Source organism: Brevibacillus porteri, assembly GCF_003013475.1.
In the GTDB taxonomy this organism is placed as follows: Bacteria; Bacillota; Bacilli; order Brevibacillales; family Brevibacillaceae; genus Brevibacillus; species Brevibacillus porteri.
The window spans coordinates 155962-174879 of record NZ_PXZO01000001.1 but is presented as its reverse complement, the minus strand read 5'-3'; the positions used below and the strand labels follow the sequence as shown (position 1 = coordinate 174879).

At 42.6% G+C, this 18918-nt stretch carries 14 protein-coding genes and 1 pseudogene; 4 read left to right on the top strand and 11 right to left on the bottom strand.

Annotated features, from left to right (window positions below; all coding sequences use genetic code 11):
- Positions 1-3: 3 nt before the first annotated feature.
- Complete coding sequence (gene htpG, locus C7R92_RS00800; protein WP_106832883.1) at positions 4-1884, bottom strand: molecular chaperone HtpG; 1881 nt, start codon at positions 1882-1884, stop codon at positions 4-6.
- A 348-nt stretch (positions 1885-2232) separates the two neighbouring features.
- Between htpG and C7R92_RS00795 the strand changes: the two genes are divergently transcribed.
- On the top strand, positions 2233-3255 hold the full coding sequence (locus C7R92_RS00795; protein WP_244195604.1) for a GNAT family N-acetyltransferase: 1023 nt from the start codon (positions 2233-2235) through the stop codon (positions 3253-3255).
- 212 nt (positions 3256-3467) lie between these two features.
- On the opposite strand, the gene C7R92_RS00790 is transcribed toward C7R92_RS00795, so the two are convergent.
- The 6 genes from C7R92_RS00790 to C7R92_RS00760 form a co-directional block, all read right to left on the bottom strand.
- The gene (locus tag C7R92_RS00790) at positions 3468-4631 is read right to left on the bottom strand and encodes a PstS family phosphate ABC transporter substrate-binding protein (RefSeq protein WP_106832882.1); all 1164 of its coding nucleotides are present in this window, start codon (positions 4629-4631) and stop codon (positions 3468-3470) included.
- 81 nt (positions 4632-4712) lie between these two features.
- Positions 4713-5372, bottom strand: a complete 660-nt coding sequence (gene catA, locus C7R92_RS00785; RefSeq protein WP_106832881.1) for a type A chloramphenicol O-acetyltransferase — start codon at positions 5370-5372, stop codon at positions 4713-4715.
- Between the two features lie 612 nt (positions 5373-5984).
- Positions 5985-7364 carry a HAMP domain-containing sensor histidine kinase gene (locus C7R92_RS00775; RefSeq protein ID WP_106832880.1) on the bottom strand — a complete coding sequence of 460 codons (1380 nt, stop codon included), beginning with the start codon at positions 7362-7364 and terminating at the stop codon, positions 5985-5987.
- Positions 7351-8058: a response regulator transcription factor gene (locus C7R92_RS00770; RefSeq protein WP_208636175.1), complete on the bottom strand. Its 708-nt coding sequence runs from the start codon at positions 8056-8058 to the stop codon at positions 7351-7353. Before C7R92_RS00770 ends, C7R92_RS00775 begins: the two co-directional genes overlap by 14 nt.
- 50 nt (positions 8059-8108) lie before the next feature.
- Positions 8109-10115 (bottom strand): serine hydrolase domain-containing protein, encoded by a 2007-nt coding sequence (locus C7R92_RS00765; protein WP_106832878.1) that lies wholly within the window; start codon positions 10113-10115, stop codon positions 8109-8111.
- 144 nt (positions 10116-10259) lie between these two features.
- Positions 10260-10676, bottom strand: a complete 417-nt coding sequence (locus C7R92_RS00760) for a VOC family protein (protein WP_106833072.1) — start codon at positions 10674-10676, stop codon at positions 10260-10262.
- A 218-nt stretch (positions 10677-10894) separates the two neighbouring features.
- Here C7R92_RS00760 and C7R92_RS00755 point away from each other — a divergent pair, with 218 nt between their 5' ends.
- On the top strand, positions 10895-11632 hold the full coding sequence (locus C7R92_RS00755) for a cyclase family protein (RefSeq protein WP_106832877.1): 738 nt from the start codon (positions 10895-10897) through the stop codon (positions 11630-11632).
- Positions 11633-11706: 74 nt separating this feature from the next.
- Here C7R92_RS00755 and C7R92_RS00750 read toward each other — a convergent pair whose 3' ends face one another.
- Positions 11707-12738 (bottom strand): LacI family DNA-binding transcriptional regulator, encoded by a 1032-nt coding sequence (locus tag C7R92_RS00750; protein ID WP_016740977.1) that lies wholly within the window; start codon positions 12736-12738, stop codon positions 11707-11709.
- A 337-nt stretch (positions 12739-13075) separates the two neighbouring features.
- On the opposite strand from C7R92_RS00750, the gene C7R92_RS00745 reads away from it, so the two are divergent.
- A complete protein-coding gene (locus tag C7R92_RS00745; protein ID WP_106833071.1) occupies positions 13076-14128 on the top strand; it encodes a 2,3-butanediol dehydrogenase in 1053 nt (350 codons plus the stop codon).
- 487 nt (positions 14129-14615) lie between these two features.
- Here C7R92_RS00745 and C7R92_RS00740 read toward each other — a convergent pair whose 3' ends face one another.
- Complete coding sequence (locus tag C7R92_RS00740; protein WP_158265715.1) at positions 14616-16553, bottom strand: serine hydrolase domain-containing protein; 1938 nt, start codon at positions 16551-16553, stop codon at positions 14616-14618.
- Positions 16554-16762: 209 nt separating this feature from the next.
- On the opposite strand from C7R92_RS00740, the gene C7R92_RS00735 reads away from it, so the two are divergent.
- Positions 16763-17308, top strand: coding sequence for a helix-turn-helix domain-containing protein (locus C7R92_RS00735; RefSeq protein ID WP_069845879.1), 546 nt, complete (start codon positions 16763-16765; stop codon positions 17306-17308).
- A 193-nt stretch (positions 17309-17501) separates the two neighbouring features.
- Here C7R92_RS00735 and C7R92_RS00730 read toward each other — a convergent pair.
- Together C7R92_RS00730 and mleBRB are read right to left on the bottom strand one after the other, a co-directional pair.
- Positions 17502-17705: pseudogene (locus C7R92_RS00730) on the bottom strand (DUF6262 family protein); the annotation flags it as partial.
- Between the two features lie 76 nt (positions 17706-17781).
- On the bottom strand, positions 17782-18633 hold the full coding sequence (mleBRB, locus tag C7R92_RS00725) for a BRB family alpha/beta fold macrolide esterase (RefSeq protein ID WP_106832874.1): 852 nt from the start codon (positions 18631-18633) through the stop codon (positions 17782-17784).
- Positions 18634-18918 lie beyond the last annotated feature (285 nt).

Sequence of the window (18918 nt, the reverse complement as noted above, 5' to 3'; positions counted from 1 at the left end):
GAATTACACCATGACTTTGCAAATGTCGTTCGTAAACTCTACCGGGTCTTGAATCGGCAAGCCTTCGATCAAGAGAGCCTGATTGTACAGGAGAGCCGTATACAGATTAACCTTTTCCTTGTCTGTGTCAAATGCACCCTTCAAGGACTGGAACACCGCATGGTTCACATTGATCTCCAGTACCTTGTCTGCCTTCACATTCGAATTGTTCGGCATCGCATTCAAGATTTTTTCCATTTCGATCGTCACTTCACCCTCAGTCGACAGGCAAACAGGGTGTGACTTCAAGCGTTTGGAAGCTTTCACCGCTTTGACTTTTCCTTCGAGCAGCGATGCCATATAGTCGAACAGCTCTTTGTTGTTCTCGTTTTCGGCTTCAGCTGCTTTTTCCTCTTCGCCCGGCTCGATTCCCAGATCCCCGCTCGATACGGATTTGAATTCCTTTTCCTTGTAGTTCATCATCATTTTGATCGCGAACTCATCAACGTCATCTGTGAAGTACAGGATTTCGTAACCTTTCTCGGATACGAGCTCTGTTTGCGGCAGCTTTTCGATTCGCTCGATCGACTCGCCAGATGCGTAGTAGATGTACTTTTGATCTTCTGGCATTCTCTCTACGTACTCTTCTAGCGTCACCAGCTTTTTCTCTTTGGAAGAGTAGAACATCAACAGGTCTTGCAATGTTTCTTTATGCGTTCCGTAGTCGCTGTACATGCCGTATTTCAGCTGTCTGCCAAATGACTGGTAGAACAGCTCGTATTTTTCCCGCTCTGTTTTCAGCAAGCTTTGCAGCTGGCTTTTGATTTTGCTCGTGATGTTTTTCGCAATCAGCTTCAATTGACGGTCATGCTGCAGCATCTCACGAGAAATGTTGAGCGACAGGCTCTCGGAGTCAACCATCCCTTTGACAAAGCTGAAGTAGTCTGGTAGCAGGTCCGCACATTTGTTCATGATCAGTACGCCGTTCGCATACAGCTCCAGACCTTTTTCATACTCCTTCGAGTAGTAATCAAATGGCATGCTCTCCGGGATGTACAAAATCGCCTGATAAACAACGGCTCCATCTGCACTGATGTGGATGTGCTTGAGCGGCTTGTCGAAGCCGTAATGCTTGCTCGCATAAAACTGCTCGTAATCCTCAGTCGTCAGCTCGCTTTTATTTTTTCGCCAAATCGGAACCATGCTGTTCACGATTTGTTCTTCCGTCACTTGTTCGTACTCGTTTTCGCTGCCCTCTTTTGGCTTATGCTGCGTAACGTCCATTTTGATCGGGTAACGAATGAAGTCAGAGTACTTTTTGATAATCGCTTGTAAACGGTACTCTTCCAAGAAGTCGTCGTAATTCTCTTCTTCTGTATTCTCCTTGATTTCGAGAATGATCTCGGTCCCGACGGAATCTTTGTGATAAGGCTCGATCGTGTAGCCATCCGCACCACTGGACTCCCATTTGTACCCCGTGTCACTGCCCAGTGCTTTACTGATGACCGTAACCTTGTCGGCAACCATGAAAGCCGAGTAGAAACCTACGCCGAATTGACCAATGATGTTGTAGCCATCTTTCGCGTCGTTTTCTTTTTTGAACGCCAACGAACCACTCTTCGCAATGACACCCAGATTGTTTTCCAGCTCATCCTGCGTCATCCCGATCCCTGTATCTGTCAGGGTCAGCGTTCTCGTGTCTTTGTTAACCGCTACTTTGATGTAATAGTTCTCTTTATCGAACACCAATTGATCATCGACGAGCGATTTGTAGTAAATTTTGTCAATCGCGTCACTCGAATTGGAGATCAACTCGCGCAAAAAGATTTCCTTTTGTGTGTAAATAGAATGGATCATCATTTCCAACAGACGTGTAGATTCTGCTTGAAACTGCTTTTTTTCCATGAAATACCCACCCTTCCGGACTTCTTATATATTCCTTTTTCAATGTTAGCACTCTCATCTTGCGAGTGCTATTCACTATTTTTATAACAGTCTTAGATTTTTCTGTCAATATGAACCAGCTAGAAAGAAAAACCGCCAGCGTGATGGTTTTCGAAAGACTGCGCCTATCCAGGAAGTAATCCAACTTTAACAAAATGGAACTTCATCTAGTCAACTTGGTAAAATGGCCGGGACATAGTAGTAAAAAGCAGTATGGTAATAGTCTTGGTTTCACTCAAATTGAGGGTTAGAGGTACGCTTGACCAGTTGGATTAAGGAAACGAATTGCAATAGATGAAGAGCAGCTTTATGATGATAAAAAACAGAGGTGTCCATTTCATGTATTTCATACCATTTACTGATGAGTTAATCTCAGAGGCTGGGCAACTATTGTCCAAACGTCATAAACTAGATCGAGAAATCCTTTCGGTACTACCAATTGAATGTGAAGATGAAAATTATGCAACGACTGCTGTTAAAACGATATGGTCAAAACCAAACAGTAGCGGAGTCGCAGCAATTGAAGATGGTAAATTAATCGGATACCTAATTGGACAAAAGATTGAAAACCCTCTTCGGGATCGACATGTCTGGATGAATTTGGAGGGGCATGCAATTTCTCGCAATACCTCCGTTGAATTATATAGAGATCTTTATTCAGAGGCTTCTCAACTATGGGTAGATGAGGGATATTTCAGTCATATTGCGCTAATTCCAGCCAGTCAACCGGAATTACTTCATTCTTGGTTCCGTTTAGGATTTGGCTTTGAACAAACACATGCATTCCTCTCATTACTTGATTGGGAATCTCCCCTTCCCTTGAGCATTCCAGATGTTGAAATTCGCTTGGCATCCCCAGAAGATCGTAGTTTGGTAGAGGATATTGCAAATATTATTAGAACTCATCAAAATAAGGCACCCGTTTTTGGTTATTCTTTACGTGATGACCCTCAGGAATTACGTAAAGGCTATGCAGGTCTCCTTGATGATCATGATGTCGATTTCTGGATTGCCTTAAAAGATGGAAAAATTGTTTCTTTCCAAGGATATTTCCCCTTAGATAAAAGTGATGTAAATTTGAATGTACCGGATCGTTGTGTTGAATTAGGAGTTGCTGGTACTCTAGATCAATATCGCGGACAAGGTATCAATTATGCACTTACACTACATGGACTTGCCCATGCGAAGAAAAAAGGATATGTCTACTGCATGACAGATTGGAGAGAAACGAATTTACAATCTTCACGCTATTGGCCCCGTCAAGGCTTCCTTCCTGTTTCTTACAGAGTTTCTCGCCTTATTGATAGCAGAATAACTTCGGTGATAGAGTAATTTCAAAATTCCCGTCCTCTCCTATTTTGAAATACGGTATTCAAATAATCGTTTCACGAATCCGTCTAATTTTTTCAAATTTCCTTCTAAGCTGATCGGTACGGAGTGAAAGTGATAATGAACCAGCTCACGATCCCCAGATCGAGACAAAGAGAGAACGAAGAAGAAACCCTCGGGTCAATTGCCCAAGGGTCTGCTTTATATGCTGCTTATTATTTCACCGGAATATAGCCCGTTTTTTCTACTAATTCTTGTCCCTGTGGAGACAAAATCCATTCGATCAGTTTCTCTGCATTCGGATTGTCCGTCCCAGCTGTCACTGCGTAAAACTCGGCCGCAAACGGATACGCTCTGTTTTTTATCGTTTCCTTATTAGGCGCAACCCCATCAATTGCGAGTAGACGAATGTTTCCGTTTCGCACCATTTCAGTGGCATAAAACAAGAACGAGTAACCGATGGCATTCGAGTAATTTTTATAGTTGGCTGTTTGCTCGATGATTCCACCCATTCCTGTTACCACGTCTTCTTGTGGCGCGGTCATGAGCTCCCTATCCCCCATGATCTTCTGCAGCATCGTCTGACTCCCGCTGTTTTCTGGTCGCTGAAAGGCGCGAACGAGCTCATAGCCGCCCCCGACTTCATCCCAAGAAATGATGTCTCCCGCATAGATATCCTGAATCTGTTGGGTAGTGAGTCCTTGAACAGGATTCCCTGCATTGACGAAAAAGACAAAGGCTTCCCTACCGATTGGTGTCAGTTTAAGCTCTACGCCTTTTTCTTTTGCTGCTAGGAGCTGTTCCTCAGAAGGACCTGCAGCAAAGATGACATCGACCTTGCCATCCAGTAAGTTTTCGTACGCTTTTGGCGTCTTGCTTACCATGACTTCGCTGTCGTAAAGGTCGTAATCCTTCTCGGGATAAACAGCCTGCACAAAAGAAGCGTAAAGAGGATACAAGGCAATCGCCCCATCTATTTTGGGCAAATCAGACTGTAACGACAGTGTCGCTGGTTGATCCAGTTTATGAACCTTGGAGTCTGTGCCGAACGGTTTATACTGATCCAGATCGACCTCTGCCTCACTGACCACAGGAATGCTGTTATGGTAATAGCTGCTGATCTCAAATCCTGCAACTGGCAGCGTACAAAAGAGAAAATAGACAAAGAGGGCTCGGTTCCATAACCGACTCTTTTGCGGGGCGAACATTTGGCCGATGATGTAGATGATAAAAACGAACGTCGTGACAGCAACGAGAAGGCAATAAACTCTTCCCTGGGCGTTCAGAGCAGTCATCACCATCGCCACGACTCCGATCACCGTGATGATCGCACCCAAAACAATACAGCCGAAGATTTTTCCTACCAATTCTTTGTTCATTCCTTCTCCTCCCAGTTCTCCTACCGTTATTATAAATGATTGGAAGAGATTAGAAAGGAGAAGCATACCAAACGAGCCAATTCACTCAACACCTAACCATTCCTTGTAATTTGTTGCCCATTTTTGCAAGTCATTGATGAACAGGCTGGCGTGGTATCCATCACAAACCGCATGATGGACCTGCAAAGAAACTGGCAATAACGTTTTGCCTTCTTGCTCGAAATACTTTCCACTTGTAATGATTGGCAGCAAATACCGCCCATCTCCCGAAATATTCAGATTAAATCCACTGAAGCTAACCCAGGGAATACACGAGACAGGGAAAGTATAAGGCGGTTCCGGTTCTTTCGCTACAAAACCTTTGTTGTCCCCGTACCTTTTCATATCTGCTACGTAATTTTGATAAAACACAGGGAACTCGTCAGCGAATTCCGTCCACATCGTAGAAAAAGTTTGATCATCTTGGTGAAAAAAAGTATAGCTGGCTATCATTCTCTCCCAGTAGCCCAACTCGCCATCTGTATGAAAAGAAGTCCGAAATTCGCGGTGCGCATTGACAACGTTCGTCACCATATACAGAAAAGCCGGGTACAGCTTCATCCCCTTTTGCCGCAGGGCAGGAAGCAATTCCGATATATCAATGTTGGCCGTTATACTAAAGGTGCAATTCACTCGGTTCAGATAATGCTCAAAATACGGCTTTCTGTTCCATTTATCTAGATCGATTCGCTGAAATTTCATTGGATATCCCTCCTAAAATCTAAAGCTACTGATTTTAGGAGGTGATTTTGCGTGCTCTTTTCATAACACCATTCCCTTCTCCAATCCTGCCTTACCCCTCCAGCATACCATTTGCATCTTTTCCTGACATCAGCCTGTGTATAGCTCCAATGTTTAAGCAGAAATAGGGAAGGGTTCAACTCCCGTGCCTGTACAAGCCAGTCAGTTCAGCGATATCCCGGATGGACATTGGGCTCGGGAATCAGTTGATTTCATGGTAAAAAAGGTGTATTAAGCGGTTATTCCAACGGGGCCTTCAGACCGAATGAGGCGATTGACAGAGCCTAGTTAACCGTTATGGTTTATATCAAGTTTAAAGATGTCCCAGAAAACCATTGGGCCTATCAACCATTGATGGAAATGTACGATGGAGACAAGAGAAAGAGGATATATTATTCATCTATCCAAAAAAAGATAACACGTTGGGAAGTGATGTGGAGTCCTCCTATTTGGAAGGCTCCTTTTTCCGCCATTTCTTCTTTACTCCATCTGCATCGCACCCAGCCTTGTACCACCTGACGCACCAATAGATGATAAAAACGACCGTCGTGACAGCCGCAAGAAGAGTACCGCTCATTCAAGAGGCAAAGTTATTTTAAAAAGAGTCGTATACCGTTGATTCCTCTCCAAATGAATGGTCCCCTGATGTAACGTTATAATTTTTTTACAAATGGCTAGACCGAGTCCGGTGCTATCTTTCACAGGATTACTCCCTTTTATGAACTCTTCAAAAATGTGTTCCCTAACATTCTCTTGAACACCTGTACCGTTATCACCCAACCACAGAACAACGCCGGTCTCTATTTTCTCGCATGAAACGAATAGCTGCGTTCCCGGCGGATTATGTTTTAGCGAGTTACCGATCAAATTCGTAATAACGCGGTTCATATGCATTTTGTCGAACATGACAAACAGCGGCTCCTCTGGAATTTTCACTTCCAACTGAAATCCCCTATCTTCTATTTCCGGATAAAATTCCGCAACAAGCTGCATAAACCACTTACTAATATTCACCTTTTCTTGATCCAGTCTCACGTGCTGGTCTTCCAGCTTTGCCAGTTCGAACAAATTTTGAATCAAATGGGCCATATAAGACGATTTGTCGTTAATATATTGAACATACTGACGCCTTTGCTCTTCTTCTAGCTCCGGCCTATCCAGCAACAACTGAGAATACCCGAATACAGAGGTAATCGGTGTTTTCAGATCATGAGACAAATGCAACAGCATGTTTCTTTTGTTGTTCGCTACCGCTTCTTTCTCTGCCGAGGTCTGCTGTAGTCGTTCTGCCATTCCGTTAAATGCTTCTCGGATTTCTGCAAATTCCATTTCAGCCGAAAATGTAAGCCTCTTCTGATAATTGAAGCCTTCCATTTCCTTAATGCCCTCTACAATTTGCCGGAGAGGCTTCTTCATCTGCAAGACGGAGTACCGGGTGTAGAAATAAAGGGCGATGAACAACAGAACGACAAACAACGCTATTAAGATTCCAAGTGCCAATGGAATATTTTCCAACCGCTGAGGAATTTTCCATAACAGAACATAGTTTTCACCCTCTGGCCCTTGCGCTCGATAGGCATGGTAGAAAATTGAATCATCATTTCGCAGTATGTCCACTTTAGCGTACAGCATTCCATCGCTATATGTCATGATATTGTCTTCCTTGTTGCCTTTTACATAGATGACTGTCCCCGATTCATCCACGATCTCGAACCAGCCGCCGTACTCGTCTAACAACCGACCATCAATCTTTTCAAAAGGGTACTGGTATATTTTACTGCCGTCCACTCGGGTCAAATCAGGCGATTTATCAAAATAGTTTTCCATCAACAGGTCTGTCCCCAAAAGAGCAATCATAATCGTGCATAAGAACAAACCGCTTATCACAACATAGTGCCGAAAAAACAGTTGTTTTAACGGCCGCTTGTCGGGGATGCTCTCATTTTTTTTCAAAACGGTAGCCTAACCCCCTGATCGTAATAAGATAAACTGGCTTTCTTGGGTTATCCTCAATCTTCTCCCTGAGTTTGCTGATATAGACCATGATGAGGTTTTCATCCCCTATGTATTCCTGCCCCCAAACATGCTCGTAAATGGATGCTTTTGTAAAAACTCTCCCCGCATGCTTCATCAGTAAAGACAAAATCTTGAACTCGTACGATGTCACTTCTTTCTGCTGTCCATTTTTGTACAGCTTACAGCTCACCAAATCGAGCATGACATCGCCAATTTGTATGATTTCATGGTTCTGCTTTTCACCTTTAGAAAATACATCCATTCTTCTGAATAACGCTTGAACTCTGCTGACGACTTCTATGGGGTTAAAAGGCTTCCCCACATAGTCGTCAGCGCCAAGCTGCAGTCCAATAATTTTATCCATATCGTCCGATTTCGCGGACAGGAACAAAAACGGAACTTCGGAAATATGTCGCATCTTTTTTAATAACTCGTATCCATCCATCATCGGCATCATAATATCAGCAATAACCAGATCGATTTGCACGTTTGAGAATACAGCCAGCGCATCAACCCCATTACCTGCTTCATAAGTAGCAAACCCGTAATTTTTCAAATAAATACTGAGTAGTTCACGAATTTGTGCTTCATCGTCGATGATCAGTATCGTTTTGATTGTATTTCCCTCCATCGCCTCATGTCGCAACGAAGCACAAACAAGAAGTCACGGCTTGTTGTACACTAAAATAATTGGTCTGCAAACCGAGATAGTAACGCAGCCGCTTCTTTCCTTACCATCAGCTGCTCTGATTTATAATCGACACTACCATCTCTGCCTTTCACCACTTCTGGTCCGTATAATCCTTTTGCCACTACGAAATGGACTCCCTCTAAAGCCCAAGCATCTGTCCTACCACTCAACTTGGCTTTTTTCGGCTCTGCATGAAGATAGCCAAATGCCATGCGCCATACGATGGTTGCTGCTTCTTGACGCGTCAATGGCTCGTTCGGATAAAATTTGCCATCTGCAGATGCTTTTAGTAAACCTAACTCGTAAGCTGCTTGAATTTCCCGCGCATACTTGTTACCTGAAAGATCCGTGTAAATCGGTTTATGCTTTGATGGGGCAATGCCACTCCACTTGATGAACCAGCCAACAAACTCCCCTTTTGTTATCTGTTGTTCAGGCGAAAAGCGATTGTCTCCTTCCATATCAGCAAAGACACCGATCTGGCGCAGGTGATTAATATAGGACGCATATGGATGGTCATTCCCCACATCCTGATAACGTTGCGGCTCAGGCAATTTTTCTGCCCAACTATCTGATTTTGAATCGTAATAGAAAGCCTGCACATCTCCGTGATCGTTCAGCTTAAAAGCAGCTTTAATACCTTGTTCATCCTGGAATAAGAGTGGCTCCACCTCATATAGGACATGTTCTCCCAGCGGGTCTTTTACAATGAGTTTGCCGCCTTCAGCACGTATACGAGTCGTCCACATCCGATTTCGCAAATCGCTGTATGTCCCTTCAAACTTCGTGAGTTCTTGTTTCGCTAACTCAAACGCTTCCCTTTTCTGCTCATTTTTCGGGTAGTAATGATCCATAAACGCTTCAATCAAAGGCTTACGAATTTCGAAGTCCTTATTGACTGTAACAAATACTCCCACTTTTTCTTCCGGGATCAACCACATCCCGGTATGGTATCCTTGTAAATCCCCTGCTTTTTCAATAACATAATGTCCATTGTAATTTTGCTGGTTGGCATATTCGAAACCAAGCGCCATGTTATTCAGCTTTGGATGCACGGAAAGATGAGGTCTATGCATTTCTGCCGCCGTTTCTTCTTCCATAATCGTCGCATTCCCAAGCTTTCCTTTATTGAGATGAGCAATCATGAATTTAGCCATATCAGAACCAGTTGAGAGCATACCACCATCAGGAAGCTCAGTTGGTACCATTGCATAAGTCGGGATCGGCTGTCCAATAAGATTATAAGGTACAGCCAACTCTTTGACTATTGATGGTGTAAGTCGAAAATCACTATTTTCCATGCCAAGTGGCTTAAAGATGCGTTCCTTCACGTATTCTCCAAATGGCTTTCCTGCTACTTGTTCTACAATATAACCTTGAATGGTGAAGCCGAGGTTGTCATATCTGTAAAACTCTCCTGGCTTGCGAATGACATTTGGGAGATTGTCCATAACGTATTTCTTTAAAGAAACCTCCCGTTTCAAGTCGGTTGTTGAAGAGTCAGAAGTGTCTCCATAGTCAAATCCAGTGGCGTTCATTAACAGATGTTCCATTGTTAGAGGAGTGCCTGTCTTATTCGGAATCCGGGCACCCCCCATATATGCGGATACATCTTTGTTCAAATCTATTTTTCCTTGCTCCGCCAGTTGCATAACGGCTGTAGCTGTAATAACCTTGGATACTGACGCTACACGGAATACGGTGCGATCAGGATCGACCGGAATCTTCTTCTCTACATCCGCATATCCATACCCTTTTTTAAAAAGGACCTTGTCTCCTTTTACAACTACAAACGTAGCTCCTGCCATGGTGTTCTTAATTTCAGACCGGTTAAAAAATTCATCTGCAAATTGCTCTACCTCTCTCGGATCATCCGGCCCAGATACAGAAGATGCGAACACTTTGGTTGGAGAAACAACTCCGCTTACAAGGCTGACGCTCATAGTAGTTACAAGTACAGTCGCCATTAATGTCTGTAACTTCGAAAACATTTTCATAAGATTGCTCCTCTCCTTTACCCTTATTTCCTTCTCTAGAAGAGTAAACGACCAATCTTAATCACATTTCTATACAACCTTAATAGAACATGAATTTTTTACTTGTTCATGCAAAAACCCCTGATTTCTCAGGGGTACGATTCTCTATTCTGTCGATATCAGTCTCATCTCCATATACAGTACATTCCACCGATGACCATCCAAATCAGCGAAGCCTGCCCCGTACATCCCCGGACCATGCTCCCGCGGCTCACTGAAAACAGTGCCCCCAGCGTCTATCACCTTACCCACCAATTCATCCACTTCTTCCCTGCTCTCGGCATCGATCGAAAACAACACTTCCGTTCCGCGCTTCGTATCTGCCAGCTCATTTTGCGTAAAGGTTTGGAAGGTAGCCTCTGGAAACAGCATAATGAGCATGTTTTTCTCACCAATCACCAAGCCCGCCATCTCTTTGCTATTCTCATGGCGAGGATGAAAAGAGAATCCGAGTGCGGCAAAAAATGATTTGGACTTTTCGAGGTCCTTGACGGGCAAATTGATCCAAAGCTCTTTTGTCATGGGAATTTCTCCTTCGCGTTTTGGTTGGATGATACTCATTCTTCTCCTTTTAAGAATAGCAGAATCATGCTCGAATGCTTCTTCCCGATTGCTATTTTTTGTTAAACCATTCATTCATATTATTGCGATATTGACACTCGGAATTAGAACGGATAAAGTATTGGATAAACTCGGTTTTACAAGTGCGAAAATTCTAAAAACAATAACGAGGTGGGCACATGGCAAACGATTTGATTCAAGCAATTACTCTGTTAAAACAAAAAGAATGGGTCGATCTCACGCACACATTCGGTCCGGAATCTCCGCACTTCCACGCCTTTGACGCCGCCGAATTCCAGACGCTTTTCACACATGACGACGGCTTCTTTGCCCAGCGCTTCTCTTTTCCTGGACAGTACGGTACCCACTTGGATGCACCGATTCACTTTGTGCGCAACAAGCGTTACTTGGACGAGATCGAGCTGAAGGAACTCGTATTGCCGCTCGTCGTCATCGACAAATCAAAAGAAGCCGAAGTCAACAACGACTATTCGCTATCCGTGGAAGACATTTTGCAATTTGAAACCGAGCATGGTCAAATTGAGAGCGGCTCCTTCGTCGCCTTGCGTACAGATTGGAGCAAGCGCTGGCCAGATGTGGATGCCTTCAACAATAAGGATGCAGATGGCAACAATCACGCTCCTGGCTGGTCCTTGGAGGCTTTGAAATTTTTGTTCGTGGAAAGACAAATCAAAGCAGTCGGTCACGAAACCTTCGATACGGATGCGACGATCGATTACCGAAAAAACGGAGCGCTTTTGGGTGAATATTTCGTGCTCGATCAAGACACCTATCAAGTAGAGCTGCTCAAAAATCTCGATAAGCTCCCAGCAAAAAGTGCTGTCATTGTAAACATTACACCAAAGCCTGAAAAAGCCTCCGGGTTTCCTGTTCGTTCGTTTGCCATATTGCCTTAAAGTCAAAGCCGAGTAAACGCCAGGTATCATCACCGATCACCTGTCTTTCACTCGGCTTTTCATCTGAAAATGCTCTACGTATCCAACGAGGATTTACGGATAACCGCTACACTGGACTCCCTGACAATCAGCCGCGGCTCGAACTGTACGCGTTCGTACGCTCCTGCCCCCTGCTCACGAATTCGTTTCAGCAAAAGCTCAGTCGCCAGCCGTGCCACCTCTTCCCCCATGATCGAAACAGAGCTGATCTGCGGAGTCGTAATCGTCGTCCACACATTGTTGTCAATGCCCACGACCGCGACATCTTCTGGTACGCGGACTCCGAGCTCCTTGAACCGATTCACGATCCCGATTGCCACCATGTCATTGACCGCATAGATAGCGTCCGGCATGTTTTTCAGACTAAAAAAGTAATCAGCAGCACGCAGGCCCGTCTCAAACGAGAAGTCCTCACCAAAATACACCAGAGAAGGATCGACGTGCTGAAGCGACGCCTCATAGGCAAAATACCGCTCCTCGATCTTGTCCTTTGGCGCACCTGCGTAAGCGATTCGCGTACGGCCAATTTTGATCAGATGCTCCATGACGAGTCGACCTTCTTGGCGGGCCATGCTGACCACATCTGCTTTCACATTGTCTTCGAGCTTTTTTCCATAGTTAATAATCGAAACCGGAACACTCGCTTTGTTAATCATCTGGACCAACGTCTTTGGATAGGCGAGCGGCATGATAATCAGCCCGTCTACATGCAGCTTTTTGACCTCACGCACAGTCTCAAGCTCCATGCGGGCATTTCCTGCTGTATTAATTTGTACGACGCGGTAGCCATGCTGCTTGGCCGCTTGCTCGACCGACCAGGCGATATCCGGAATGATCGCATTGCGAATGTCAGGGACAGCCAGTGCGATTTGATAGGTTTGGCGCACCTTAAGACTTTGCGCAGAAGTGTTCGGAATAAACCCCAGCTCGTCGATCACGTCCAGAATCAACGCTTTCGTCTTCGGACTGATTCCCCCGCTGTCATTGATGGCCCTCGATACCGTTGCGATTCCTACGCCCGCCTTCTTCGCTACGTCTTCTATTGTCACTTTATTTTTTGTATCCAACGCCTTGCTTTCCTTTCCATTTCGGAATCGTTTTCTATATTTCCGAGCTTAAATGTGTTTTCCTACCGCTATTATAGCATACACAAAACCAATGGTAATGAGGCGTGAGCAAAACATGGCAGGCAACCCCGCACCTGTTGCACAACACGTATACATCTTCTCAACATAGCGAGAATCAACATCCTCTCCTCAACTGATTGCACACCACCCCCAGCTCTTGCCTAGGAAATCAAATTGACAAGATGCCAAACTTATGACATATTATTTTTCGGAAACGTTTCCTATTTTACTTGCTGAATTTCATATAGAATCCAAATCGAACGAGGAGATGGCAGATATGAAAGCGTTACGTTGGCACGGTTTGAAAGACCTCCGTTTGGAAACCATTTCGGAACCGATTGCGTCCAAAGGTAAAGTGAAAATCAGAGTCGAGTGGTGCGGTATTTGCGGAAGCGACTTGCACGAATACGTGGCTGGCCCGATCTTCATCCCACAGGGAGCTGAACATCCGCTTACAGGCGAAAAAGCCCCGATCGTAATGGGGCATGAATTTTCCGGACAAGTGGTGGAAATCGGGGAAGGCGTGAACACTATCAAGGTTGGCGATCGCGTCGTCGTCGAGCCGGTTTTCGCTTGCGGAACATGCGCTGCGTGCAGACAAGGCAAATACAATCTTTGTGAAAAAATGGGCTTCCTCGGTCTGGCCGGCGGTGGCGGTGGCTTCTCGGAATACGTGGCTTGCGATGAGCACATGGTCCACAAAATCCCAGACAGCCTCTCTTATGAGCAAGGCGCTCTTGTTGAGCCATCTGCCGTGGCCCTTTATGCAGTCCGTTCAAGTCAGTTGAAAGCCGGTGACAAAGCTGTCGTATTCGGTGCCGGTCCTATCGGCTTGCTTGTCATCGAAGCATTGAAAGCAGCAGGTGCGGCTGAGATTTATGCAGTGGAGCTGTCCCCCGAACGTACAAACAAGGCAGCTGAGCTGGGCGCCATCGTCATCGATCCAAAAGAATACGACGTAGTCCAGGAAATTCACAACCGGACAAATGGCGGTGCAGACATCGCCTTTGAAGTCACAGGTGTGCCTCCTGTTCTCACGCAAGCCATCGAATCTACCAAAATCGCTGGACAAATCATGATCGTCAGTATCTTCGAAAGAGAAGCGTCCATCAAACCGAATCACATCGTCATGAAAGAGCGCAGCATGACAGGCATCATCGGCTACCGCGACGTTTTCCCTGCTGTCATCAGCCTGATGGAAAAGGGCTTCTTCCCGGCAGACAAGCTGGTCACCCAGCGCATCAAGCTCGACGACATCGTGGAGCATGGTTTTGAAGCACTGCTGAAAGAGAAAAACCAGGTAAAAATTCTCGTTAGCCCGAGAGCATAAGCGAAAACGATTCCATAAATATTGTGCTGTTTCCTTCCACAGAAGGAAATACGCCATTCCGCTACAAAAAACGGAGAGAAAGCAGGGTTACTTCCTGTTTTCCACTCCGTTTTTTCTCGTTACCCTCTTCGATTTTTAACCTTGGGGTACCACCAACAAAACGCGGATTTCGTACGTTATCAAGACCTAAATTATATAAAGTGATAAAAAATAAAGGATGTTACATATTAGTCATGTATAATATGTGACATCCTTTTACTTGTTGTTAAACAAACGCGCGCCCGATTGTTGAAGATCGTTATTGAACTAATGCCCCCGTTAGCTGAACAAGATAATTATATAAAGTACTGTTAACTTTTTTAATGAAAATCTCGGAACTGTAATATTTGATTTATTTCACCAATTTGTGGGTTCTACCATTCTTCTCTATCATGATTTTCCATATAAAATTGTTCAACAACACTGACAATCATAGTTAGCTAATTATTTATACAACAATAAAGAAATTCCATCCTATTAATAATGCAAATAATAAAGTTAACAAAGTAATTGTAAGAAAATAAAATACTTTACGTTTTTTAGAACTTACTATTTTTCTCATATATTTGATAGAGAAGAAGGCTGCAATAACTGTACATACGAGTAAAGGATAATTCAGTAAAAGATGAGGTTTGACCTCCGCAAAGGTACGGAATTTATTCATCATAATTCTAGTAATACATATTAGATTGTTTAAAACAGTTATTGTACCACATAATATTAACATTGAATAGTAGAAATTAAATCTTTTATCTTCTAATTCTAATTGTTTCTTTCTATTTTTAAATTTAAGAATGAGTAAAATCAGTGGTGCAATTAAGAAATACAGAGTTGTACTTAATAATACTAAAACACTAGCAATTAAAACTGGGATTGTTCTATCAGGTAGTAGTTCAGATAAATCCATACCATGTCCTACAATTATCTGTTTCACTTTGCCTTCTTCCATTTTGAATTGTAAAATGGGATACGCATTTCTAAAAACAGGGAAATTTTCTTTAACAAGTTCATAATAATATGGTTTCGTCTGTACATAAGTACCTTTATATTGCCCTAAACTCATTGTGATTTCATTTTTGTTCGTTGCACTAACAGTATATAAATTTTGATAATTTGCAAATTCTAAAAAATTCCCCTCTTGCCGTTGAAATGGAACATATTTTCCATCTACTTCATTTGAAGAAGGTAGTTTTAGATAAGGAACTTTACTCTCTGTATGCTTTTTACCAATTAACAATTCTTGTACTCCAAATAGAATGTCCATTTCAGCACTTGCATTTGTAAGGATTACAATTACAAATCTTTCTTCAGGTACTATCGCAAATTGACTTGAAAATGTTGCAGTATTACCTCCATGACCAATAGTACGGTATTCTCCCACATATTCAAAAAAACCATGTGCCGTTCCAACCATTTCTCCATCTAAACTGTAACTTGGTGAAAACATAGTTTCTAATGTGTCTGAATTATCAAATAGTGGTGACTTTTGACCTTTTTCTGGAGTTATTGCAATTGCATATTTTGCCAAATCTTCTACCGTACCGTTTATAGAACCTGCTGGATAATGAGAAACATATGACCAATTACCAAGTATGAAACCTCCTTCTGGATTTGGTAAATATCCCTTTGCTTTTGTTTCTAAAAGTTTTTTATTATCATCAAATGTTGTATTTCCCGTTGTATTATTCATCTCAAGTACATTAAATAAATGTTCCCGTTCATAATCATGAAATGGCTGTTTACTTATACATTCCACTACATAACCAGCAAGAGATGCTCCATAGTTACTATACGAACTAGCTGTTCCCACTTTATAATACTGTTTAGATTTATCAAGTAGTAATGCTTCTTCAAGAGGGAATAATCCATCCTTTGAAAAAGCAATTGTATTAAAGGCGTAGTCTCCAAATCCAGCAGCATGATTCATAAGATCTCTCATTGTAACAGTTTGTTGGAAATTAAGTTTTTTTGCAAAGTCAGAAGGTAGATATGTTTTAATATCCTCATCTAAATCAAGTTTACCTTGTTCAACTAATTGCATTGCAGATGTCCAAGTGAATAATTTACTTATGGATCCCCATTCAAAAACTGTCTTTGATGGATCAACTGAAATTTGCTTTTCAACATCCGCATATCCATAGCCTTTTGAGAGAATAATTTGACCATCTTTCACAACTGCAATTGCAGCCCCTGGTGTTGTTTTGTCTAAATACTTCGATACATATTGATCTATCTTTTCTTCCATCTCATTCAATGGAATACCCGAAGGTGTTTCCCCGTTAATTTTCTTTAATTCCGCTGCAAAACTAAGTTTTGTACTTAGTCCAAAAACAGTCAAAAACATAATAATACTAACTGTTAATATCAATCCTATTCTTTTTATCATTTTCGTATCCCCTCTCATAAAAGTATTAGTCTTAGATTAACGCCCTTAGAGAAAAGCTATAAAATCAATATCTTTAAGAGCATTTAACTCTGCATAACCAAACTTTATTATCGTTATCGATAATGATAAAATAAGAGTTGAATGATTGCAATAATTATTCTCATTATTTATAATAGGAATGAAAAACCGGATGAATAAGAGGGGATATTATGGTCAATAAAGTTGATGTTTTAATGCATCCCGTTAGAATGAAAATTTGCCAATCATTAATGAGAAATAAAGAAAATGGATTAACACCTTTAGAAATGGTCAAAATCATTAAAGATGTACCTCAAGCAACTCTATATAGACAGTTACAAATTATGATGGATTCTGGAATTATTCACGTTATTAAAGAAAAAAAAGTGAAATCAGTTTCTGAAAAATATTATGCTTTAAAAGAAGATGAGGCTAGAATCGATGCGGAGGAATGGAAAAAAGCATCGCAACAGCAGAAACTTGATTATGTTACTTACTACCAATTATCTCTTTTGTATCAATATCAAAGTTATCTTAAAAAATTAGAAGAGCAAAACAATTCAGAGGATAGTGCTACTTTTTCTTTAGCCGCGTTAACGTTAGATGATGAAAAATTCAAGCAATTCCAAAATGAATTAAACGAATTAATTATTAAGTACTACCATAATACAAGTGAAAATAATGCAGAAGATACTCCAGTTCGAACAGTTGCTATTACAATTATTCCAGATGCTTAAGAGACAATAATGCCTCTTAAGCATCTAGCATTGCACCTTAGTATTCTACGTTCTTCTTCAGCTAACCTGCCCCGTTACTTTAAGTACAAAACTTCACAATCTCTTCTAAAATCTAACATAAATATCCAATTTTCATTAAAGTGTTATTCAATTAAATGGCCCTTTAGCTGAATAAGGAGGGAACGATGTTCCCTTAGATTTTTTTATAAACCTCTGCATAAGCAAATTTTAACTGCTCACGTAGTTCTTTATTTTCTTCATCAAATTTCTTAATTTTACGTTTTAAAGATACTATAATTGCATCTTTATTATTCTCATCCATCTCACGGTTTATCTGCTTTGGAGTTGAAACTTGGGCTTGCTGCTCTCGTAACGATTCAATTCGTTCTCGTATTTCTGGTACTCCACCTTGCTGTCTGGTTGGAGCCAGCGCGATCTCGCGAATGTTTTCTTGCCCGCAATCGAGCTGATATTTATAATCGTACCCGTCTTCCGCTCGTATGCTTCAAAATGGCTTCGATGACGATATCCCAATCCCCACGTGGAAGCTCATGCCCTGTCCCTTCCAACGTGAGCAAGACTGCTCCCGGAATGTTGTTCGCAAGATGTAAGGCATGCGCGAAAGGGATGAGTAAGTCTTCTGTACCGTGAATCACGAGAGCTGGCACAGCGATTTCAGCTGTCCGCAACAGGTACGGTTCACTGGCCGTCACAAAGGCGTGGTTGTTCTTACTCGCATAATGGTTGCTTCTGGCGATATCGATTTGGGCCAATTCACGAACGCGCGCCTCGTCAAAAGGATGCTTGGAACCGATCAAAACTTTCGAACTCGCCACTGCAACTGCTAAAACCTCGTGTTCATCCTCCCAATTGATCTCACCCATATTGCTGAAAAACTCCATCAGCTTCTCATCGATTGGTGGTAGGTCAGGGGCAAAATTCGACGTTGCATGCAAGATGATCGTGCGAACTCTTTCGGGATGTCGCAATGCAATGATTTGCGTCAACATTCCGCCCATGGACATACCAACGACGTGCGCCTGCTGTACACCGAATGCATCTAGGACGTGAACAGCGTCATCCGCCATATCTTCAAATGTATAGCCTGGTTGCCCAACCTCGTAGGTCGTGGAGCGTCCGACATCCCGATTATCAAAACGAATAACAAAGCGTCCAGCCTTGGCTATTCGCTGACAAAATTCTTCCTCCCACCAAAGCATGGACATCTGGGCTCCCATAATCAGCAAAATCGCCGGATCTGTGGGCTTCCCAAAGCTTTCCGCACATATTTCTACACCGTTCACTTTTAAAATCTGTTCTGCCATTGTCTGTTTTCCTCCTCAACGAATGGAAATAAAAAAACACAGGCTAGACTGCCTGTGCTTACGTCATCGAAAAAGGAAGAAGAAACGAAAACCATAAAATCAGATACCAAAATCTGATTTTACAAAGATCGGTTCCATTCTCTTCGCAGATCATGCAAATAGAGGCGGTCATCACGCTTGCCTTCCTCACTCCATTTGCCCATGATTCAATTGGGTTACCGTAGCGGCAATCCATTTTTCGATTCGTATGCACACAACATAGCCTTTTCACGCTATTTCATTGAT